This is a genomic window from Bradyrhizobium sp. T-1, assembly GCF_053592855.1.
The window spans coordinates 3,685,355-3,705,390 of the sequence record NZ_CM132115.1 but is presented as its reverse complement, the minus strand read 5'-3'; the positions used below and the strand labels follow the sequence as shown (position 1 = coordinate 3,705,390).

Here is a 20,036-nt window from a genome sequence, read left to right as displayed (position 1 = left end):
ACTCGGAAGCCCTTCGCGGCCAGTAGTAGCGAACGGGTTCCATGCCTGTCATCCTGACAGCGGACATGGCGTTACGCGGTAGCTCAGAATGAGCGGGAAGATTGACGGCACGCATGACGACGACGGCTCGCAGTGCACTGCGGCAAGTCGGTTGCTCTCTTCGACCAACATCTGGTCCGATTCACCCTCGCCGCCTCCCGCGCCGAAGCCTGTCCCCGCTCCCCCACCTGCTCCCGTATTGCAAGCTCCCGCAGCGGTCGAGCGCGTAACCATTGTTGCGCCCGCGCCGTCGCGTGCCGAACAATGGCCGCCGCGGAAGCTCTCGGTGGCGCTCCAGGGCGGCGGCAGCTTCGCCGCCTTCACCTGGGGCGTGCTGGAACGGCTGCTCGAAGAGCCATCCATTGAATTCGACACCATCAGCGGCGCCAGCGCCGGCGCCATCAACGCGCTGCTCTTGGCCGGCGGCTTGGCCGAAGGCGGCCGCGAAGGCGCACGCAGCCGGCTGAACCGGTTCTGGCTCCGGCTGATGCACGAGGCCTCGTTCCGCTCGCTGATGCTGATCGGCGGTTTCTCGCCGGCGGGAAGTTCGGTCGCGTTCGGGCCGACGCTGCGCTCCGGCCAATTCGATCCATTCGATCTCGATCCGCTGCGCCAGGCGCTATTGCGCGACATCAATTTTGCAGCGCTGCACGACGCGAAATGCCCGAAGCTGCTGATCGCGGCGACGCGGATCCGCGACGGCCAGCAGCAGATTTTTGGCAATGAGGCTCTCACCGCCGACGTCGCGCTGGCCTCGACCTGCCCGCCGCTGGTTCACTGCGCCGTCGAGATCGACGGCGAGGCCTATTGGGATGGCGGCTTTGGCGGCAATCCGCCGCTGATCAAGCTGGCGCAGCAATCGACAACCGCCGATCTGCTGCTGGTCCAGGTCACGCCCACGCGCGACAATTACGTACCGATCACGCTTGCCGCGATCGATCGCCGGCTCGATCAGATCGCCGCCAATGCCGCGCTCAGCGCCGAGATCGCAGCGATCGCGTGGGCGCAGGCCTCCGCGGCACCTTCGCTGCGGCTCTCCAGGATCGCGGCCGAGGACTCCGTTGACGGACTTGCGCAGCGCTCATCGACCGATCTCGGCCGCGGCTTCATTCGCACACTGCACCGGAGCGGCCGCGAGGCCGCCGCACGTTGGCTCGGGCAAGGCGCGAGCGCCGGCGCCTCGCAGCCGGTGCGCACGCTCTCGACCGAGCCCACGCTAGCCTGATTTCGCCAGCGCATTCTCCAGGAACCATGCGGCGGCGAGCGCGCCCGGATCGTTGCCGAAGCGCGCGATCACCTGCACGCCGATCGGCAGGCCACCGACCTTCATCACGGGCACGTTGACGCAAGGATTGCCCATCAGCGTCCACAGCCGGTTGTAGCGGGGCGAACCGGTCGAGGCGAGCTCCTTGGCCGGCGCGGTGCCCGGCGCCGAATAGGTCAGCAGCACGTCGATGCCCTCGAACAATTCGCCGAGTTCGCGACGGCCGCGGCGGGCGATCCGGCGTGCATCGTCGTATTCCTTCGGCGTCAGTCCGACGGTCTCATCGAGGCTGGCGCGCAGCATCGGCGCGATCTCGTCGTGATGCTGATCAAACTCCCAGGCGAGCGCACGATGCGCCTCAAAGTCCTGGATGATCGGATGGATACGCCACGCTTCCTTTACCGCCTCGGACAGATCGATGGTCTGCACGCTGGCACCGGCCTTCTCGGCCGCCTTGATCGCGGCTTGCAAGCCCTCCTCAGCCGCCGGCTCTGCGGCCTCGGCAAATTCCTGCCTGATCACGCCGATGCGCGGCGACTTCGCCGGCGCGATGCCGGAGAATTCAGTGCGGCCGGTCATCGCCAACAGCCCGCGCGCAAGATCCTCCGCACGCGATCCGAACAGGCCGACCGTGTCGAGCGCCCACGAATAGCACTTCACGCCGACTGTCGGCAGCATGCGGAACGACGGTTTGATCGCGGCACCGCCGCAATAAGCGGCCGGCCGGATCACCGAGCCGCCGGTCTGGGTGCCCAGCGCCAGCGGGATCATGCCGGCACCGACGGCTGCGGCCGAGCCCGAGGACGAGCCGCCCGGCGTATGACCGGGATTATGCGGATTGAGCGTCGCCGTCGGATCGCGCGAGGCGAACGCGGTGGTCGTGGTCTTGCCGATGATGGTAGCGCCGGCCCGCCTCAGCATCATCACGACAGGCGCGTCCGAGCGCGGCTGCCAGCCGCGATAGATCTCCGACCCCATCTCGGTCGGAAAATCGGCGGTATCGATGATGTCCTTGATGCCGACCGCGATGCCGCGCAGCGGCCCAGAAGCTTGCGCCTTTGCCGATTTGTCGTACCGGACGAAGGCGCGGACGTCCTTCTCCTTGGCCTCGATCGCCGCATGCGACTGCGCGAGGGCGGCATCAGGCGAAAGCTCCCCGCTCTCGATGCGGCGCTGGAGGTTGGCGAGTGAGATCATGGGAATTCCTACGTGAAGGTGCCGCGGTCGCTGAACGGCAGAGGCAAGCCGTGCTCATCCAGGACGGACTTGTAGTGATTGAGGTACGACCAAAGCCGGTTTCTGAGCTCGTTAGCATTCTCATACGCTTCCGACGAACGGTCGAGAGCCGAACAGGCATCATCTGCCATGCAACAGAGCGAGTGGAGAGTATCGCCCTGGATCAGCATGCCGGGAAAATGCCGTCCCGGGTGTCGCATCACCGCCGCGTTCGTGGTGTCGGCGAAAATCTCGACCAGTGCGACACGCATCCCAATGCCTCAAAAATCAATCCGATTGGTCACCATCCATTTATTCGGGTGTCGCAGCCGGGTCCACCCCTTCCATACGCCCTCAGGTTGTTCCATGCTGCGCCCATAAGGAGACGCCGTGGACGCCATCAATCCCAGTGTGGAGCTGACCGAGCCAGAGCGGATCGAGCGCCTGCGGCTGATCCGCTCCGACAATGTCGGGCCGCGCACTTTCCGCTCGCTGGTCGATCATTTCGGCACGGCACGCGCCGCGCTGGAGCGGCTGCCTGATCTGGCACGCCGTGGTGGTGCGGCGCGATCCGGCCGCATCTGCAGCGCGGACGAGGCGAAGGCCGAGCTCGCCGCGAGCCGCAGGTTCGGCATTGCCTGGCTTGCGCCCGGCGAGGACGGCTATCCGGCACGGCTGGCGATGATCGACGATGCCCCGCCGCTGCTCGCCGTGCGCGGTGACAACGCAACGCTGATGCGTCCGATGATCGCCATCGTCGGCTCGCGCAATGCCTCCGGCGCCGGCTTGAAGTTCGCCGGCCTGCTCGCACGCGAACTCGGCGAAGCCGGCTTCATCATCATCTCGGGGCTCGCCCGTGGCGTCGACCAGGCGGCGCATCGCACCAGCGTCGAAAGCGGCACGGTCGCGGTGCTCGCCGGCGGTCACGACTGCATCTATCCGCCCGAACACGGCGATTTGCTCGCCGCGATCCTCAATCACGCGGGCGCGGCGATCTCGGAGATGCCGCTCGGCCACGAGCCGCGCGCCCGCGACTTCCCTCGCCGCAACCGGCTGATCTCCGGCGCCGCGCTCGGCGTGGTCGTGGTGGAGGCCGCGCACCGCTCGGGATCGCTGATCACCGCACGCATGGCGGCCGAACAGGGCCGCGAGGTGTTCGCGGTCCCCGGCTCGCCGCTCGATCCGCGCGCGGCCGGCACCAACGACCTGATCAAGCAGGGCGCAACGCTCGTCACCGAAGCGTCCGACATCATCAATGCCGTCGCGCCGATCATGGAGCGGCCGCTGATGCATCCGATGAGCGAGCCCGACAGCGAGCCGTTCGAGAACGATCCGCAAGGGCATGATCGCGACCAGATCACGGGCCTGCTCGGCCCTGCTCCCATCTCGATCGACGATCTCGTGCGAATGTCCGGCGCCTCGCCTGCGATCGTGCGCACGGTGCTGCTGGAGCTCGAGCTTGCCGGAAAGCTCGAGCGTCACGGCGGCGGATTGGTGTCGCTGATCTAACCGTTTTGACGCGTTTTCTTGGCGCGAACCGGTCTCCACTTCGCTCGAAAGCGCTACGCATTACGCTGATCGAAGTGGGTGCGCGCCGCCTCGATCTGCACCAGATGCTCCTTCGCCCATTTGCCGAGCGCCTCGACCGGCTGCGACAACCCGCGCCCGAGATCGGTCAGCTCATAGTCCACGCGCGGCGGAATGGTCGGAAAGATCGTGCGCGTGACGAGACCGTCGCGCTCGAGGCCGCGTAGCGTCAGGGTCAGCATCCGCTGCGAGATGCCGTTGATCATGCGCTTCAGCTCATTGAAGCGCTTTGGCCCGTCGCTGAGCATCATGATGACGAACACGCTCCATTTGTCGCCGACGCGGGACAGCACGGATGCCACCCCGCGGCAGTCTGCATGATTGGGATCCGGCATCGGATCTGGCCCTTGGTTTGGCCTTTGATTCTGCCTTTGATTTTGCCTTGGCGCGGCAGGCAAATCGGTGTGCGCAGGTTTCAATAATGTGCTCATGGCTCAAAAAAGTGCGTTCTTGCGGGGCTTTCGACAGTCACTCATGTAGTGCGGGTTACAAATCTATACCATAGGTGACCCCAATGAAACTCCTCCATATCGACTCCAGCGTGCTCGGCCCCCACTCCGTCTCCAGGCAGGTTTCCGCTGCCATCGTCGCGCGCCTGCGCCAGGCGACCCCGTCGCTCGAGCTCGTCTATCGCGACCTGACCCAGACGCCGCTCGCCCATCTGTCCGGCTCGCACCTTGCGGCCGCCCAGGGTGCGCCGGCGCCTGCGGAACTCGCATCCGATCTCGCGGCGAGCGCAGCCGTGCTGAACGAGTTCCTCGAAGCCGACACCGTCGTGATTGGCGCGCCCATGTACAATTTCACGATCCCGAGCCAGCTCAAGGCCTGGATTGATCGCGTGATGGCGGCGGGGAAGACATTCAAATATGGCACGAACGGCCCGGAGGGCCTTGTTGGCGGCAAGCGCGTGATCTTCGCGATTTCGCGCGGCGGCTATTACGGCCCAGGCACGCCGGCCGCCTCGCTCGAACACCTCGAAACCTATTTGCGCGGCGTGTTCGCCTTCATGGGCATCACGAATCCGGAATTCATCGTCGCCGACGGCATTCAGGTCGGTCCGGAGCATCGCGAGAAGGCGCTCGCGGGCGCACTTCAGGCCGCCATCAGCCTGCGCGCAGCTTAAGGCTCGACGACAGCCGCTGCCGGATTCCGGCGGCGGCTGAAAGACCGACAAAGCTAAAACCAGGAGCCCTGGATGCCCAGGATCACGGCAACGAGCGACATGAGCAGGCCGATGCCGGAGAAGATGGCAACCCCGATGAACTCGGATATGTCGGAGTGCTTGGCGGGAACTGCGGAGCGTTCGGTGTAAATACGCGGTGCTGAAATCGGTGAAACAATGCGGGCTGCTTTCGGCATAACGGACTCCTTTTTGAAAACGAGTCTTTTGACCCCCTGCCCGTAGAAGTGTCTTTGCAACGCGCGCGAAGGTTCAACGCGCCACGCAAGGTTCGAGAAATACAGCTCGCAGGATGCGGGAACCGGTCGGCGCAACTGCTTCCTTCAGCGCCGGCCGATTCAATTTTCAGATCACTTGATCAACCGCGATAGATCGGCGCGCCACTCGGCGAGGCCACCGCGCCGCCGTCGACGAAGATCTCCTGTCCCTGGATGTGCCCGGCATCGTCGGAGGCGAGAAACAACACCGTCTTCGAAATGTGATCGGGTTCACCAATCCGGCCGAGCGGCGTCGACAGTCCGATGCGCTTCTCGAACGCCTTCTCCGCTTCGGGCGTCGCGATCGCAGCGCCCCAGATCGGCGTGCGGATCGCGCCGGGCGCGACCACGTTGACGCGGATGCCGCGCGGCGACAGTTCCGACGCCATGATCCGCGCCATCGCCCGCACGCCGGCCTTCGCCGCGCCATAAGCCGAGTAACCGGGAATGCCGAGCACGGAGATCACCGAGCCGTTGAGGATGATCGAGGAATTGTCGTTGAGATAAGGCAGCGCGGACTGCACGGTGAAGAACACGCCGGTGAGATTGGTGCTGATCACCTTCTCGAAGGTCTCAAGCGTTGCCGAGCCGAGCGGTGTGCTGCCGGGGATGCCGGCATTGGCAAAAACGATGTCGAGCTTGCCGAACTTCTCGGTGCCCTTCTTGATCGCAGCTTCCGTCGCGGCAATGTCGGTCGCGTCCGCGGCAAATGCGATCGCATTCGAACCAAGCTCCTTCGCGGCGGCCCCCAGCGTGTCCTTGTTGCGCCCGGTAATGATCACCTTCGCCCCCTCGGCCACGAACAGCTTTGCGGTCGCCAGTCCAATGCCGCTGTTGCCGCCGGTAATCAGCGCCGTCTTGCCTCGAAGCCTCATGCTCGTCTCCAGTGGTTGCATTATGAAACTATGTTGCCGTCTAGGGCATATGGTTTTATGATGCAACCACACAAGCGCGTGATCGGCGCCGAAACCGGGCGAACGCGACAGGACCAGGACGATGGTGAAACGAACGAGCTTTGAGGGCGACGGCTGCCCAATCGCGCGATCGCTGGAGGCGATCGGCGACTGGTGGTCGCTCCTGATCATCCGCGAAGCGCTGTTCGGCCTGCGCCGCTTCGGCGAGTTTCAGAGCAAGCTCGGCATGGCCAAGAACATCCTGTCCGTGCGGCTGCGCTCGATGGTCGACCACGGCATCCTGGCGCTGGCCCCCGCCTCCGACGGCAGCGCCTACCAGGAATATGTGCTGACGCCGAAGGGCCGCGGCGTCTACCCGATCCTGGTGGCGCTCCGGCAATGGAGCGAGGAGTTCGATGAGCACCCCGAGCAGATCGCGACCATCCTGGTGGATCGCGCGAAAGGCCGCCCGGTCAAGAAGCTCGAAATGCGTGCGGAAGACGGTCGCCTGCTTAGCCCGGCCGACACCATGCTGAAGCCGCGGCCAGCGTCGCGGCGGCGGTCGGCGTGACATGTGAGGGACTTGTAGAAAGTACAGACGGCGTCAAAGATGGCTCAACAACCAAAGTGTTGCCGCCATGCCGTTGCTCGCCATCGTCTATTTTTCGATCTCCGGCACCACCGAGAAGCTGGCCCATGCGGTCGCGCGCGGAGCGGATCGCATGGTGGAGGTCGCGCTCTGTCGCATTTTAGGCGACGACATCGTGTCAGGCCGATTCCAGAACGAGAGGTTATTGGAGACGATTGACCGCGCCGGCGCTGTTGCATTTGGGACCCCGACTTACATGGGCGGACCATCTGCTCAGTTCAAAGCCTTCGCAGACGCTTCAAGTGATCGATGGAGCCAGCAGCGATGGGCCAACAAGATCGCAGCGGGATTTACGACCGGCGCCTGCGCAGCTGGCGATCAGCTCCACACTTTGAGCTACCTTACGATCCTGGCTGCTCAGCACGGGATGCTCTGGTGCGGGTTGGATATTCCGGGTGGAGAGGATCCAAGTGGCCGCAATCGCCTGGGCAGCCAGCTTGGCTTGGCGACACATTTGGTCGACAGCGACTTGCCTCAGAGCGACGTCAGCACCGCAGAATATCTCGGCCAGCGATTGGCGAAGTTGGCTGGACGCAACGGCTAGCGCGCCTGTCATTACGGCGGCCCTATTCTCGCCCACCCCTCACGACAGCTTGCGCTTGCTGCGCAGCCGCAGGTGCTCGTCGGCTTCGAGCTTGGTCATTCCTAAGAGATAATGCAGCACATCGAGCTTGTGCCGCTCGGCAAGCTTGCGCAATGCGCCCGCCTGCTCGGCGATGAAGGCCACGGCTTCATCGACCCCGCCCTCCCCCGGTTCCTCGTTACGCGAGCCTCCCCGCACGCCTATTGCGGCGCGCGCCCGTTTCTTCCCTGGCTTTGCCACCAGCCCCACCCGAATCCATGCCCCGCGGAAACATTACGCCCACACCGGCCACAACTCCAAGGTGGTATTTCGCAACTTTCTCGATATGAAACTTTTCCCATTCCGCGGGCTTTCAACACCCTTCGATTTGACAGGACCCGCCTCACCACCCATGTTCGGGACGAAACGGTCGACCCGAATCTAGAAGAAATCGGCCCAAGATTTTCCCGTAAGTTACTGGAACTACATGAATATCGTCATTGTGGAGTCGCCGGCGAAAGCCAAGACGATCAACAAGTATTTGGGCTCGTCCTATGAGGTTCTGGCCTCGTTCGGCCATGTCCGCGACTTGCCGGCAAAGAACGGTTCCGTCGATCCCGAGGCCAATTTCAAGATGATCTGGGAGGTCGACCCCAAGGCGGCCGGTCGGCTCAACGATATCGCCAAATCCTTGAAGGGCGCCGACCGCCTGATTCTGGCGACCGACCCTGATCGCGAGGGCGAAGCCATCTCCTGGCACGTGCTGGAGGTGATGAAAGAGAAGCGCGCGCTGAAGGATCAGAAGATCGAGCGCGTGGTGTTCAACGCCATCACCAAGCAGGCCGTCACGGACGCGATGAAGCATCCGCGCGAGATCGACGGTGCGCTGGTCGACGCCTATATGGCGCGCCGTGCGCTGGACTATCTGGTCGGCTTCACCCTCTCCCCCGTGCTGTGGCGCAAGCTGCCGGGAGCGCGCTCGGCCGGCCGCGTGCAGTCAGTGGCCCTGCGTCTGGTCTGCGACCGCGAGCTCGAGATCGAGAAGTTTGTGCCGCGCGAATATTGGTCGCTGGTCGCGACGCTGCTGACGCCGCGCGGCGATGCCTTCGAGGCGCGCCTCGTCGGTGCCGACGGCAAGAAGATCCAGCGGCTCGACATCGGAACCGGCGCTGAGGCCGAAGACTTCAAGAAGGCCCTGGAGCTTGCGACCTACGCGGTCACGGCGGTCGATGCCAAGCCGGCGCGCCGCAATCCGCAGGCGCCCTTCACGACATCGACCTTGCAGCAGGAAGCCAGCCGCAAATACGGCTTTGCGCCGGCGCACACGATGCGGATCGCGCAGCGCCTCTATGAAGGCATCGACATCGGCGGCGAGACCACCGGACTCATTACTTATATGCGTACCGACGGTGTGCAGATCGCCCCCGAGGCGATCACCCAGGCGCGCAAGGTGATCGGCGAGGATTACGGCAACGCCTACGTGCCGGATGCCCCGCGCCAGTACCAGGCCAAGGCCAAGAACGCCCAGGAAGCGCACGAAGCCATCCGCCCGACCGACATGTCACGCCGCCCCGACAGCATGAGCCGCAAGCTCGATGCCGACCAGGCGCGGCTCTATGAGCTGATCTGGAAGCGCACCATCGCGAGCCAGATGGAATCGGCCGAGCTCGAGCGCACCACCGTCGACATTACGGCGAAGGCCGGCGGCCGCACGCTGGAGCTGCGCGCGACCGGCCAGGTCGTCAAGTTCGACGGTTTCCTGACCCTCTACCAGGAAGGTCGCGACGACGAGGAAGACGAGGATTCCCGCCGCCTGCCCGCGATGAGCCAGGGCGAGGCGATCAAGCGCGACTCGCTCTCCGTCACCCAGCATTTCACCGAGCCGCCGCCGCGCTTCTCGGAAGCCTCGCTCGTCAAGCGCATGGAAGAGCTCGGCATCGGCCGGCCCTCGACCTATGCCTCGATCCTCCAGGTGCTGAAGGACCGCGGCTACGTCAAGCTGGAGAAGAAGCGCCTTCACGGCGAGGACAAGGGCCGCGTCGTGGTCGCGTTCCTCGAAAGCTTCTTCAACCGCTACGTCGAATACGATTTCACGGCCAATCTGGAGGAGCAGCTCGACCGCATCTCCAACAACGAGATTTCCTGGCAGCAGGTGCTGAAGGATTTCTGGACCGGCTTCATCGGCGCCGTCGACGAGATCAAGGATCTGCGCGTCGCGCAGGTCCTGGACGTGCTCGACGAGATGCTGGGGCAGCACATCTATCCGCCGCGCGCGGATGGCGGCGACATCAGGCAGTGCCCGAGCTGCGGCAACGGCCGGCTGAATCTCAAGGCCGGCAAGTTCGGCGCCTTCGTCGGCTGCTCGAACTATCCGGAGTGCCGCTACACCCGTCAGCTCGCCGCCGACAGCGAGACCACCGGCGACCGTTCGCTCGGCCAGGATCCCGAGACCGGTCGCGATGTCTGGGTCAAGGCCGGCCGCTTCGGCCCCTATATCCAGCTCGGCGAGCAGAAAGACTATGAGGAAGGCGAGAAGCCGAAGCGCGCGGGCATCCCGAAGGGCACCTCACCCGGCGATATCGAGCTCGAGCTTGCGCTCAAGCTGCTGTCGCTGCCGCGCGAGATCGGCAAGCATCCGGAGACCGGCCAGCCGATCACCGCCGGCCTCGGCCGCTTCGGGCCGTTCGTGAAGCACGAGAAGACCTATGCCAGCCTGGAAGCCGGCGACGAGGTCTTCGACATCGGCCTCAACCGCGCCGTGACGCTGATTGCCGAGAAGGTTGCGAAGGGCCCGAGCCGCCGCTTCGGTGCCGATCCCGGCAAGGCGCTCGGCGATCATCCGACGCTCGGCACCGTCACCGTGAAGAGCGGCCGTTATGGTGCCTATGTCACCGCAGGCGGCGTCAATGCCACCATCCCGGCCGAGTTCGAGAAGGACTCGGTCACGATTGCACAGGCAATCGCGCTGATCGATGAGCGCGCGGCCAAGGGCGGCGGCAAGAAGCCGAAGAAGGCGGCGAAGCCGGCCAAGGCCAAGAAAACTGCAAAGGCCGCGGATGGCGACGACGCCGCGCCGAAGAAGAAGCCGGCCGCGAAGAAAGCGGCCAAGACCAAATCAGAATCCACCAGCAAGGCGCGCGCGGGCGTGGCGTCGACGGCCAAGACTTCAGCAGTCAAGACGTCGGCGACCAAGTCAGGTGGCGCAGCCAAAGCTCCGGCCAAGAAGAGTGCCGGCACCAATTAGAGGTTAAGTGAAACGCAAGAATGACCGTGGCTTTCCCGACAGGCAAGCCATCGTCGCCTTCATCAAGGCACATCCAGGAAAGGTCGGAACCCGCGACATCGCGCGCGAGTTCGGCCTGAAGAACGCCGACCGCATTGAGCTCAAGCGCCTCCTGCGCGAGCTCGCCGACGACGGCACCATCAAGAAGAAACGCCACACGGTCTCGGAGCCGGACAACCTGCCGCCGACGCTGGTCGCCGACATTACTGGCCGCGACGCCGATGGCGAGCTGATCGCCTCCCCCAGCGAATGGGACGAGGTCGAGAGCGGCGAGCCGCCAAAGATCCTCATCGAGATCCCGCGCCGGCCGAGGCCCGGCACCGCCGCCGGCGTCGGCGACCGCGCGCTGCTGCGGGTCGAGCGCTCGGAGGAGAGCGAAGGCCCGGCCTATCGCGGCCACATCATCAAGGTCTTCGACAAGACCAAGAGTCGCATCCTCGGCGTCTTCCGCAGCCTTCCCGAAGGCGGCGGACGGCTGGTCCCGGTCGACAAGAAATCCGCCGACCGCGAGCTGAACATCGCCGCGGCCGACACGAAGGGCGCGCAGGACGGCGATCTCGTCAGCGTCGACATCGTCCGCACCCGCAGCTTTGGGCTGGCGTCCGGCCGGGTCAAGGAGAAGCTCGGCTCGGTCAAGTCGGAGAAGGCGATCAGCCTGATCGCGATCTACGCGCACGACATCCCCCTGCAATTCTCCTCTGCCGCAGAGCGCGAGGCGGAAGCGGCGGAGCCGGCGAATCTGAAGGGACGTGAAGATTGGCGCGACGTGCCCCTCGTCACCATCGATCCGCCTGACGCCAAGGATCACGACGACGCGGTGCATGCGCAAGCCGATCCCGATCCCAACAACAGAGGCGGCTTCATCGTCGATGTCGCCATTGCGGATGTGAGTTTTTACGTCCGGCCGGGCACCGCGCTCGACCGCGCCGCGCTCGACCGCGGCAACTCGGTCTATTTCCCCGACCGCGTCGTGCCGATGCTGCCCGAGCGCATCTCCAACAATCTCTGCTCGCTGGTGCCGGGCGAACCGCGCGGCGCACTCGCAGTGCGGATGGTGCTCGGCCCCGACGGCCGCAAGCGCTCGCATACGTTCCATCGCATCCTGATGCGCTCGGCGGCCAAGCTCAGCTACGCGCAGGCGCAGGCCGCGATCGACGGACGGCCTGACGACACCACCGGTCCCCTGCTCGATCCGATCCTGAAGCCGCTCTACGCCGCCTATGCCTGCGCCAAGCGCGCGCGCGACGAGCGCGATCCGCTCAATCTCGATCTGCCCGAGCGCAAGATCCTCTTGAAGAGCGACGGCACGGTCGATCGCGTCGTCGTCCCTGAAAGGCTCGATGCGCACAAGCTGATCGAGGAGTTCATGATCCTCGCCAACGTCGCGGCCGCCGAGATGCTGGAGAAGAAATCGCTGCCGCTGATCTACCGCGTGCATGACGAGCCGACGCTGGAGAAGGTCCACGCGCTCTCGGAATTCCTGGAGACGCTCGACGTTCCCTTCACCAAGTCCGGCGCGCTGCGCCCCACCTTGTTCAACCGCGTGCTGGCCCAGCTCGAAGGCCACGACTATTACCCGCTGGTGAGCGAGGTGGTGCTGCGCGCCCAGGCGCAGGCCGAATATTCCTCGGAGAATTACGGTCATTTCGGCCTGAACCTGCGCCGCTACGCGCATTTCACCTCGCCGATCCGCCGTTATGCCGACCTCGTCGTGCACCGTGCACTGGTCCGCGCACTCGGGCTCGGCGAAGGCGCCCTGCCCGACAGCGAAACGCCGGAGACCCTTGGCGAAGTCGCCGCCCATATTTCGCTGACCGAGCGGCGCGCGATGAAGGCCGAGCGCGAGACCGTCGACCGCCTGATCGCTCATCACCTCGCCGACCGCATCGGCGCGAGCTTTCAGGGCCGCGTCTCCGGCGTCACCCGCGCGGGCCTGTTCGTCAAGCTCAGCGAGACCGGCGCCGATGGATTGATCCCGATCCGATCCCTCGGAACGGAATATTTCAACTATGACGAGAGCCGCCACGCTCTCGTCGGCACCCGCAGCCGCACCATGTACCAGCTCGGCGACGTCGTTGACGTCCGTCTGATCGAAGCGGCTCCGATCGCAGGCGCGTTGCGTTTCGAGCTGCTGTCGTCATCCAGCGAGACCGCGCCGCGCGACCGCAGGCAACCCGGTCCGCAGCGCCGCCCTTCGCTCAAGGCCCATCCCGGACGCAGCCCGGAGAGAAAACGCAAGCCGCCAAAGCAAAAGCCTGGCAAGGCGAAGAAGGGCAAAGGAAAAAACAAGGGCAAAGGCAAGAAGGGCAAGGCATGGTGACGATGAGCACGGCCCCAAAGATCTGGACGCGCGAGACAGGCCTCGTCGAGAAGCGCGACGTCTGGGCCGCGATGAAGCGCGGTTTTCGCGGCCGCTGCCCGCGCTGCGGCCAGGGCAAGCTGTTTCGCGCCTTCCTGAAGACGGCGGACAATTGCGCGGTCTGCGACCTCGACTTCACGCCGCATCGCGCCGACGATCTGCCCGCCTATCTCGTGATCGTCATCGTCGGCCACATCGTGGTCCCCTCGATCCTCTGGATCGAGACCAACTACACCACGCCGATCTGGCTCAGCTTCGCCGCCTACCTGCCCTTCACCTTCTTCGCGTCCCTCGGACTATTGCAGCCGGTAAAAGGAGCTGTGGTCGGCTTGCAATGGGCTCTGCGCATGCACGGGTTTGACGAGAACCCGCCGGATGGTATTCCGCCTGTGTAAGCACAATAAGCAAGAACAGTCTTGGTGAGGATATGAGCGATACGGCGCACACAGCCGAAAAGGCAAAAGTCCACGAGGAAAAGGAAGCCGATCACCATCCGTATTTTCGTCCGCGGGATGCGGCGACACTGATCCTGGTCGATCGCAGCGGCGCCGTTCCAAAAGTGCTGGTCGGCAAGCGCCACGACAAGGTGGTGTTCATGCCCGGCAAGTTCGTCTTTCCCGGCGGGCGCGTTGACAAGGACGATTATCGCGTGCCGGTCGCGGCCCCCATCACCGCGGAGCTAGAGGCCAATCTCGCCAAGGGCAGTCCGAAGACGCCGGCCTCGCGCGCCAAATCGCTGGCGATTGCCGCGATCCGCGAGGCCTGCGAGGAAACCGGCCTCTGCCTCGGATGCAAGAGTGAGGGCAAGGCGAAGCTCGAAGGCCCCTGGAAGCCGTTCGCGGATGCAGGCCTTTTGCCTGATCCCTCCAGCCTGTTCCTGATCGCGCGCGCGATCACCCCGCCAGGCCGCGTCAAGCGCTTCGACACGCGCTTCTTCACGGCAGATGCGTCAGCGATCACCCATCATGTCGAGGGCGTGATCCATGCCGATGCGGAGCTGGTCGAGCTGGTCTGGGTCGAGCTCGGCTCAAAGCCGCTCGCCGACCTGCATCCGATGACGCGCAACGTGCTCAACGAGCTCGACATGCGCCTTGCCACCGGCCCGCTTCGCCACGACGCGCCGGTGCCGTTCTTCCATTTCTACGGCGGCAAGATGCAGAAGGATATTTTGAGCTAGGCCGTCATTCCGGGGCGCGCCACTTGGCGCGAGCCCGGAATCCATGTTTCTGCAATCACCGTGGCACGATGGATTCGGCCTCGCCGCTTTCTGAAGAAGTGTCAGGTTCTGAATGTTGACCGGGCCTGATGCCGCGAGATCGCTGCTTCAATTGCTAACCCGTAGCGGAGACCGGTCAGAACTGTATTGGTCCAGACCATCGTCTTCGTCTAGGATGAGTAAGATGTCGAAGTGGGAAACAACGGTTGATGAGTTGATCGTTCTGTTCGGAGATTCGCTGCGAGCGCTAATTCCTGTCGCAGAGCGTGCGCGCATGGCTTGGAAAGAGCCGAACGCTTACGATGACTGGGACCACATTTGCGAGGCAATTTATCGATCAATTGTTATCAGCTCCGTAGAGCACGCCGACGGTTTGCGCGGATTTTTGCCCATGCTGGACTACGATCGACGAACTAGTAGTTATGAAATGAACAGCTTCATCGGCGAAACGAACTCAAAAGGGGAAGCCGCATTTGTTTGTTTTGAAACAGAGACATCGCCTTTTGATCGATGTGTATTCGCCGTTCTTGACGGCAATTTGAGTGTCATTAGCGAGAGGCGAGCGGCAACGGCCGGCACACGTTTTTCCCTTTATTGTCGTCAACCGAACATACGGGATCAAAAGTCCTTCGACAGAATAACGGTATCCATTTAACCCGTTTGTACTGTACCTGAATGTTCCGCTTATGGCTCTACTCGGAGCTCGCGCACTACCTGCTGCTGAATTGCTATTAGGGGCTGGCCAACCAGACATCATCGATTCACGGCGCACGCCTAGCGCGCGGCGTCCGGTGCATCCGCGTCCGGCTCGGTGCCGACATAGTCGCGCGCGGGAAGTTTCAGCGCTTGCCCGAGCTCGTTTGCGAGTTGGTTGGCATCTTCGCGCTTCGTGAAGCTCGACAGCGTGATCGGCTCGGTGCCCTTGCTGCCGCACAGATTGACGTCGTAGGTCGTCAGCTCGGGATCGTAATCGTCGGTGATGCTGATGAAGTGATAGTCGGCAAGATCGCGCTGCTTGCGAATGTTCAGCGGCCCGAACTGCCTGGTGATGACGATCTGGCGCAGCGTCTCGTTGAGCACGACGAAATAGCGGAAGGTGAGCAGGATCACGCCGGGGATACCGATGAGCAGCCCGAGGCCCGTGAATACCAGCACCGGCACGAGATCGTCGGCCAGCCTGCCGAAGCCGGAAAAATCCTGGCGCAGGCCGAGCGCGACATTCCACAACAGATAGCCGCTCGCCGCCAGCAGCGGCAGCGACAGCAGCCGGCCGACCCACGGCATCGGTCGGTCGATCCGGACGATGCCGCCGTCTACGGTCATTGCGCCTGCCATTGAAGTCTCCTCAGGAGGTCATGGCTTGGTCGGGCCTACCGGTGGATTGGTTCGATGGGGGCCCGCTCCCTCCACCGTCATTCCGGGGCGCGCCTCTTAGCGCGAGCCCGGAATCCATACTCACGATCGTGGTTATGGATTGCGGGCTCGCCGCTCCGCGTCGCACCGGAATAACGAGAACGTGCTGAGGACGCATCAAAAAACAAAAGATTCTTCCCGCCTCCACCAATGGCAGAGCTCCCCCGCGTCCCTATGTCTTCCCGAACGACATCAAGAACGGACCAGGGCGCGATGGCACAACGGCAACTCAAGCTTGGCGCATTCATGCGCCCGATCAGCATCCACACCGGCGCCTGGCGCTATCCCGGGGCCTGGCCTGACGCCAATTTCAACTTTGGCCACATCAAGCAGCTGATCCAGAAGCTCGAGGCCGGCAAGTTCGATGCCTTCTTCATGGCGGATCACCTCGCCGTGCTGAACATGCCGGTCAATGCGCTCAAGCGCAGCCACACCGTGACCTCGTTCGAGCCGTTCACGCTGCTGTCTGCCCTCTCCGCGGTCACCGAGCGCATCGGCCTGATCGCAACCGGCTCGACCACGTTCGACGAGCCCTATCACGTCGCCCGCCGCTTCGCCTCGCTCGACCATCTCAGCGGCGGCCGTGCGGGCTGGAACATCGTCACCACCTCGAACCCGGATGCGGCGCTGAATTTCGGTCTCGACGACCACATGGAGCACGCCGAGCGCTACAAGCGCGCCCGCGAATTCTACGACGTCGTCACCGGCCTGTGGGATTCCTTTGCCGACGACGCCTTCGTGCGCGACGTCGAGAGCGGCTTGTTCTTCGAGCCGTCGAAGATGCATGTGCTCGACCACAACGGCAAGTATCTGAGGGTGCGCGGCCCCCTCAACATCGCCCGTCCCGTGCAGGGCTGGCCGGTGATCGTGCAGGCCGGCGCGTCTGAAGACGGCAAGCAGCTCGCGGCCGAGACCGCGGAAGCCGTCTTCACCGGCGGCGGCAGCCTCGCCGATGGGCAAAAGCTCTACGCCGACATCAAGGGCCGCATGGAGAAGATCGGCCGCGATCCCGAACACCTCAAGATCCTCCCCGGTGCCTTCGTCGTGGTCGGCGACAGCGTCGACGAGGCCAAGGAGAAGCGCGCCCTGCTCGACAGCCGCGTGCATTACGACAGCGCCATCGCCTCGCTCTCGGTCATCCTCGGCACCGACGCCTCCGGCTTCGATCCGGACGGCCATCTGCCGGAGATTCCGGAGACCAACGCCAGCAAGAGCGGCCGGCAGCGCATGGTCGATCTTGCCAGGCGCGACAAGCTCACCGTGCGCCAGCTCGCCCAGCGCGTCGGCGGTTACGGCGGGCTGTCCTTCGTCGGCACCGCCAAGACCATCGCCGACCAGATGGAGGAATGGCTGGTCGGGCGCGGCTCGGACGGCTTCAACATCATGTTCCCGTTCCTGCCCGCAGGCCTCGACGATTTCGTCGACAAGGTCGTCCCGGAGCTGCAGCGGCGGGGGATTTTCCGGAAAGAGTATGAAGGGGCCACTTTGAGAGAGAATCTGGGCCTTCCCCGACCGAAAAACCGCTTCTTCGAGGTCTAATGGGCCCGATTTGAGTGGTTTTCCGCCCTAGAGCCCGGATCGGGGCTCTAGGTTATTGTTTTTGACGCGTTTTCTTGACGCGAACCGGTGCCCACTTCGCTCGAAAACGCTTCGAAACCTTGACATCAGGCGGTTTCTGGCTAGGTTGCCGGCCAACGCGGGCCGTTTGGCCGGCTCCAGATTCCCTTCATTCCTGAGGTTCTGAACATGGCCAAAGCGGTCACCATCAAGGTCAAGCTCGTGTCCTCGGCCGACACCGGCTTCTACTACGTCGCCAAGAAGAATTCGCGCACCATGACCGACAAGCTGGTCAAGAAGAAGTACGATCCGGTCGCGCGCAAGCACGTCGAATTCAAGGAAGCCAAGATCAAGTAAGATCGGCGAAGCGTTGAAGAGTTTTGCGGGGCCCTTTCGGGCCCCGTTTTCGTTTGAGTTGAGGCGCCATTCTCTCTCCACACCGTCATTGCGAGCGCAGCGAAACAATTCAGAATCCCACCGCGGCAACAGTCTGGATCGCTTCGCTGCGCTCGCAATGACGGAGTGCGGGTAGAGAGCACTGCCCCTCTCCCGGTCCGATACGCGCGGCAGCCTGGGCGATACGGAGCCATCAGCCTCGCGAAATCCTGGCGTGGTTAGACTGAATGGCCTCGCAGCCTGCAATTGCGGGGTGGATACGACTTTCACCGCTCTAACCATCCATGAATCGCAGAGAGCGCCGGGCCGCGGCGGCCAAACAATCCGGAAAGACCTCGCCGGCTGCGCTCTGCCAGGCGGGCTTTGCGCATTTTCAATCGGGACGAATTGCCGAGGCCGAGCTGTATTGCCGGCAGGCACTGACGCTGGATGAACAGCACCCGGATGCTCTTCACCTGTTGGGCGTGCTTTGCTTTCACGCGCAGCAGCCCGACGCCGCCGTGGAATGGATCGGCCGCGCCGTCCGGCTGGCACCGAAGGCCGAGTATCTCCTCAGCCTCGCCACGGTGCTGGAACGGCAGGGTCGACTTGGGGACGCACGACAACACTACAGCCACGCCTTGAGCCTCAGGCCTGAAGATGCCGGCCTCTGGAATCACCTCGGCAACCTGCTTTGGCAGCTCGGGCACAAGGACGAGGCTGCGCTGCACTTGCAGCAAGCCCTGACACTCAATCCGCACTATTGGGAGGCCGCGCAAAATTGCGGCATGCTGCTGCTCGAGCTCGGCCGGCATGCCGACGCCATAAATTGCTTCGATATCGCCGAGACGCTGAATCCTTCGGCTGCCCTGTATCAGATGCGCGCCGTTTGCCTCTCGGCCGTGAACCGCTTCGAGGACGCGCAGGCCGACTACGAAAAATCCATCGCGCTGGATCCGAGCCTTGCGGAGACGCACAACAATCTCGGCCTGCTGCATTGGCGGTTTGGCCGGCTGGAGCAGGCCTTTGCCTGCTTCGATCGGGCCCTGGCGCTGCGGCCGGATTTTCATGCCGTGCTCAACAACAAGGCCGTGGTCCTGTTGCATCTGCAATTGCTGGATGAAGCATTCGCCACGCTTCACAGGTCGCTCGCGGCCGTTCCCAACGATGCGCAGACGCTGTTCTATCTGGCGACGCTTCAGCTCCTGACCGGCGACTTCGAGCGCGGTTGGCTGGCGCGCGAGGCGCGTTGGCGACTACCATCCGTCGGTCTGGTCGATCGCAACTTTTCGCAAGCCCTTTGGCGTGGCGATCAGCCGCTTAACGGCAAGACCATCCTGCTCCACTCCGATGAGGGGCTGGGTGACGCGATCCAGTTCGCCCGCTACGCGCCCATGGTGGCCGGGCTCGGAGCCAAGGTCATCCTGGAGGTCGAGCCTCCGATCCAGCAGTTGCTGGGCGGCATCACCGGGGTCGCAGAGTGCGTCGGCCGATCGTCCACGCCGGCGTTCGACCTGCACTGCCCTCTCGGCACCCTGCCGTTAGCGTTCAGGACACAGCTCGATACTGTCCCGCTCGCGCAAGGCTACCTCCCCGCGCCGCCAGCGGGGCGCGTGACGGCGTGGGACGACCGGCTTGGTCCTCACGATCGCTTCCGTGTCGGCCTGGTCTGGGCCGGCAATCCCGATCACAAGAACGACCACAACCGCTCGATGGGGCTGAGCACGTTTGCGCCTCTGCTGGACCTCGATGTCCAGTTCGTCTCCTTGCAGAAAGGTGCCCGCGATCAGGACCGCGCCTTCCTCGGCGAACGCCGTGACATCGTCGACCTCACACAACATCTGACGGATTTCAGCGAGACGGCTGCGCTGATCTCATGTCTCGATCTCGTGATCTCGGTCGACACCAGCGCCGCCCACCTCGCCGGCGCGCTCGGCGCTCCGGTCTGGACGATGGTGCCCTTCAACCCGGACTGGCGCTGGCTGCTCAATCGCGGCGACAGTCCGTGGTATCGATCCATGCGGCTGTTCAGGCAACCCAAGCGAGGCGACTGGGCCAGCGTGGTGGTCGACGTTCGCGCCGAGCTTGAGCAGCAGCTCGCCGCGTGGCGGACGAGGCAGGATCAGGCTGCGTTCCTGCCCGTGCGCCGCATTCCTGCTGACCCATGCCTGCTTCCTTGAACGGAGG

20 protein-coding genes are annotated in these 20,036 nt (G+C 64.0%); 13 read left to right on the top strand and 7 right to left on the bottom strand.

Going from position 1 to position 20,036, the window contains the following annotated elements; genetic code table 11:
* Positions 1-88 precede the first annotated feature (88 nt).
* On the top strand, positions 89-1,264 hold the full coding sequence (locus ACWAT4_RS17805) for a patatin-like phospholipase family protein (RefSeq protein ID WP_449731023.1): 1,176 nt from the start codon (positions 89-91) through the stop codon (positions 1,262-1,264).
* Here ACWAT4_RS17805 and ACWAT4_RS17800 read toward each other — a convergent pair.
* Both ACWAT4_RS17800 and ACWAT4_RS17795 read right to left on the bottom strand, forming a co-directional pair.
* The gene (locus tag ACWAT4_RS17800; RefSeq protein WP_449731022.1) at positions 1,256-2,500 is read right to left on the bottom strand and encodes an amidase; all 1,245 of its coding nucleotides are present in this window, start codon (positions 2,498-2,500) and stop codon (positions 1,256-1,258) included. The two genes, ACWAT4_RS17805 and ACWAT4_RS17800, sit on opposite strands and share 9 nt — an antisense overlap.
* A gap of 8 nt (positions 2,501-2,508) precedes the next feature.
* Entirely contained in the window at positions 2,509-2,790 is a 282-nt protein-coding gene (locus ACWAT4_RS17795; protein WP_449731021.1) for a DUF6959 family protein, read from the bottom strand.
* Positions 2,791-2,908: 118 nt separating this feature from the next.
* Between ACWAT4_RS17795 and dprA the strand changes: the two genes are divergently transcribed.
* Positions 2,909-4,027 carry a DNA-processing protein DprA gene (gene dprA / locus ACWAT4_RS17790; protein WP_449731020.1) on the top strand — a complete coding sequence of 373 codons (1,119 nt, stop codon included), beginning with the start codon at positions 2,909-2,911 and terminating at the stop codon, positions 4,025-4,027.
* Positions 4,028-4,080: 53 nt separating this feature from the next.
* Here dprA and ACWAT4_RS17785 read toward each other — a convergent pair whose 3' ends face one another.
* Entirely contained in the window at positions 4,081-4,536 is a 456-nt protein-coding gene (locus ACWAT4_RS17785; protein WP_212301084.1) for a winged helix-turn-helix transcriptional regulator, read from the bottom strand.
* A gap of 83 nt (positions 4,537-4,619) precedes the next feature.
* Between ACWAT4_RS17785 and ACWAT4_RS17780 the strand changes: the two genes are divergently transcribed.
* The gene (locus ACWAT4_RS17780) at positions 4,620-5,228 is read left to right on the top strand and encodes an FMN-dependent NADH-azoreductase (protein WP_449731019.1); all 609 of its coding nucleotides are present in this window, start codon (positions 4,620-4,622) and stop codon (positions 5,226-5,228) included.
* Positions 5,229-5,281: 53 nt separating this feature from the next.
* Here the strand turns inward: ACWAT4_RS17780 and ACWAT4_RS17775 are convergent, their stop codons facing one another.
* Together ACWAT4_RS17775 and ACWAT4_RS17770 are read right to left on the bottom strand one after the other, a co-directional pair.
* On the bottom strand, positions 5,282-5,464 hold the full coding sequence (locus ACWAT4_RS17775; protein WP_212301086.1) for a hypothetical protein: 183 nt from the start codon (positions 5,462-5,464) through the stop codon (positions 5,282-5,284).
* Positions 5,465-5,643: 179 nt separating this feature from the next.
* Positions 5,644-6,417, bottom strand: coding sequence for an SDR family NAD(P)-dependent oxidoreductase (locus ACWAT4_RS17770; protein WP_449731018.1), 774 nt, complete (start codon positions 6,415-6,417; stop codon positions 5,644-5,646).
* Between the two features lie 121 nt (positions 6,418-6,538).
* Between ACWAT4_RS17770 and ACWAT4_RS17765 the strand changes: the two genes are divergently transcribed.
* A complete protein-coding gene (locus ACWAT4_RS17765; protein WP_212301088.1) occupies positions 6,539-7,006 on the top strand; it encodes a winged helix-turn-helix transcriptional regulator in 468 nt (155 codons plus the stop codon).
* A 67-nt stretch (positions 7,007-7,073) separates the two neighbouring features.
* Positions 7,074-7,628 (top strand): flavodoxin family protein, encoded by a 555-nt coding sequence (locus tag ACWAT4_RS17760; RefSeq protein ID WP_212301089.1) that lies wholly within the window; start codon positions 7,074-7,076, stop codon positions 7,626-7,628.
* Positions 7,629-7,667: 39 nt separating this feature from the next.
* On the opposite strand, the gene ACWAT4_RS17755 is transcribed toward ACWAT4_RS17760, so the two are convergent.
* The gene (locus ACWAT4_RS17755; RefSeq protein WP_249154206.1) at positions 7,668-7,811 is read right to left on the bottom strand and encodes a hypothetical protein; all 144 of its coding nucleotides are present in this window, start codon (positions 7,809-7,811) and stop codon (positions 7,668-7,670) included.
* 322 nt (positions 7,812-8,133) lie between these two features.
* Here ACWAT4_RS17755 and topA point away from each other — a divergent pair, with 322 nt between their 5' ends.
* The 5 genes from topA (at position 8,134) to ACWAT4_RS17730 (ending at position 15,159) form a co-directional block, all read left to right on the top strand.
* On the top strand, positions 8,134-10,890 hold the full coding sequence (topA, locus tag ACWAT4_RS17750; RefSeq protein WP_449731017.1) for a type I DNA topoisomerase: 2,757 nt from the start codon (positions 8,134-8,136) through the stop codon (positions 10,888-10,890).
* A 7-nt stretch (positions 10,891-10,897) separates the two neighbouring features.
* Complete coding sequence (gene rnr, locus ACWAT4_RS17745; protein WP_212301091.1) at positions 10,898-13,249, top strand: ribonuclease R; 2,352 nt, start codon at positions 10,898-10,900, stop codon at positions 13,247-13,249.
* Complete coding sequence (locus ACWAT4_RS17740; RefSeq protein ID WP_212301092.1) at positions 13,243-13,683, top strand: DUF983 domain-containing protein; 441 nt, start codon at positions 13,243-13,245, stop codon at positions 13,681-13,683. Before rnr ends, ACWAT4_RS17740 begins: the two co-directional genes overlap by 7 nt.
* 32 nt (positions 13,684-13,715) lie before the next feature.
* Entirely contained in the window at positions 13,716-14,465 is a 750-nt protein-coding gene (locus ACWAT4_RS17735) for an NUDIX hydrolase (protein ID WP_449731016.1), read from the top strand.
* Positions 14,466-14,688: 223 nt separating this feature from the next.
* Positions 14,689-15,159: a hypothetical protein gene (locus ACWAT4_RS17730; RefSeq protein WP_449731015.1), complete on the top strand. Its 471-nt coding sequence runs from the start codon at positions 14,689-14,691 to the stop codon at positions 15,157-15,159.
* Between the two features lie 119 nt (positions 15,160-15,278).
* Here the strand turns inward: ACWAT4_RS17730 and ACWAT4_RS17725 are convergent, their stop codons facing one another.
* Entirely contained in the window at positions 15,279-15,839 is a 561-nt protein-coding gene (locus tag ACWAT4_RS17725) for a hypothetical protein (protein ID WP_449731014.1), read from the bottom strand.
* A gap of 291 nt (positions 15,840-16,130) precedes the next feature.
* On the opposite strand from ACWAT4_RS17725, the gene ACWAT4_RS17720 reads away from it, so the two are divergent.
* From ACWAT4_RS17720 to ACWAT4_RS17710, 3 genes are all read left to right on the top strand, one after another.
* Positions 16,131-17,456 carry an LLM class flavin-dependent oxidoreductase gene (locus tag ACWAT4_RS17720; protein WP_212301096.1) on the top strand — a complete coding sequence of 442 codons (1,326 nt, stop codon included), beginning with the start codon at positions 16,131-16,133 and terminating at the stop codon, positions 17,454-17,456.
* Between the two features lie 207 nt (positions 17,457-17,663).
* The gene (gene rpmG, locus ACWAT4_RS17715) at positions 17,664-17,831 is read left to right on the top strand and encodes a 50S ribosomal protein L33 (protein ID WP_057756569.1); all 168 of its coding nucleotides are present in this window, start codon (positions 17,664-17,666) and stop codon (positions 17,829-17,831) included.
* A gap of 323 nt (positions 17,832-18,154) precedes the next feature.
* A complete protein-coding gene (locus ACWAT4_RS17710) occupies positions 18,155-20,029 on the top strand; it encodes a tetratricopeptide repeat protein (protein WP_449731013.1) in 1,875 nt (624 codons plus the stop codon).
* The last annotated feature ends 7 nt before the right edge of the window (positions 20,030-20,036 follow it).

Bases quoted from the DNA above. Each gene is read 5' to 3' on its own strand.
- ACWAT4_RS17805 (WP_449731023.1), top strand. From the start codon at position 89: ATGAGCGGGAAGATTGACGGCACGCATGACGACGACGGCTCGCAGTGC.
- ACWAT4_RS17800 (WP_449731022.1), bottom strand. From the start codon at position 2,500: ATGATCTCACTCGCCAACCTCCAGCGCCGCATCGAGAGCGGGGAGCTT.
- ACWAT4_RS17795 (WP_449731021.1), bottom strand. From the start codon at position 2,790: ATGCGTGTCGCACTGGTCGAGATTTTCGCCGACACCACGAACGCGGCG.
- ACWAT4_RS17785 (WP_212301084.1), bottom strand. From the start codon at position 4,536: ATGAGCACATTATTGAAACCTGCGCACACCGATTTGCCTGCCGCGCCA.
- ACWAT4_RS17780 (WP_449731019.1), top strand. From the start codon at position 4,620: ATGAAACTCCTCCATATCGACTCCAGCGTGCTCGGCCCCCACTCCGTC.
- ACWAT4_RS17775 (WP_212301086.1), bottom strand. From the start codon at position 5,464: ATGCCGAAAGCAGCCCGCATTGTTTCACCGATTTCAGCACCGCGTATT.
- ACWAT4_RS17770 (WP_449731018.1), bottom strand. From the start codon at position 6,417: ATGAGGCTTCGAGGCAAGACGGCGCTGATTACCGGCGGCAACAGCGGC.
- ACWAT4_RS17765 (WP_212301088.1), top strand. From the start codon at position 6,539: ATGGTGAAACGAACGAGCTTTGAGGGCGACGGCTGCCCAATCGCGCGA.
- ACWAT4_RS17760 (WP_212301089.1), top strand. From the start codon at position 7,074: ATGCCGTTGCTCGCCATCGTCTATTTTTCGATCTCCGGCACCACCGAG.
- topA (WP_449731017.1), top strand. From the start codon at position 8,134: ATGAATATCGTCATTGTGGAGTCGCCGGCGAAAGCCAAGACGATCAAC.
- ACWAT4_RS17740 (WP_212301092.1), top strand. From the start codon at position 13,243: ATGGTGACGATGAGCACGGCCCCAAAGATCTGGACGCGCGAGACAGGC.
- ACWAT4_RS17735 (WP_449731016.1), top strand. From the start codon at position 13,716: ATGAGCGATACGGCGCACACAGCCGAAAAGGCAAAAGTCCACGAGGAA.
- ACWAT4_RS17730 (WP_449731015.1), top strand. From the start codon at position 14,689: ATGTCGAAGTGGGAAACAACGGTTGATGAGTTGATCGTTCTGTTCGGA.
- ACWAT4_RS17725 (WP_449731014.1), bottom strand. From the start codon at position 15,839: ATGGCAGGCGCAATGACCGTAGACGGCGGCATCGTCCGGATCGACCGA.
- ACWAT4_RS17720 (WP_212301096.1), top strand. From the start codon at position 16,131: ATGGCACAACGGCAACTCAAGCTTGGCGCATTCATGCGCCCGATCAGC.
- rpmG (WP_057756569.1), top strand. From the start codon at position 17,664: ATGGCCAAAGCGGTCACCATCAAGGTCAAGCTCGTGTCCTCGGCCGAC.
- ACWAT4_RS17710 (WP_449731013.1), top strand. From the start codon at position 18,155: ATGAATCGCAGAGAGCGCCGGGCCGCGGCGGCCAAACAATCCGGAAAG.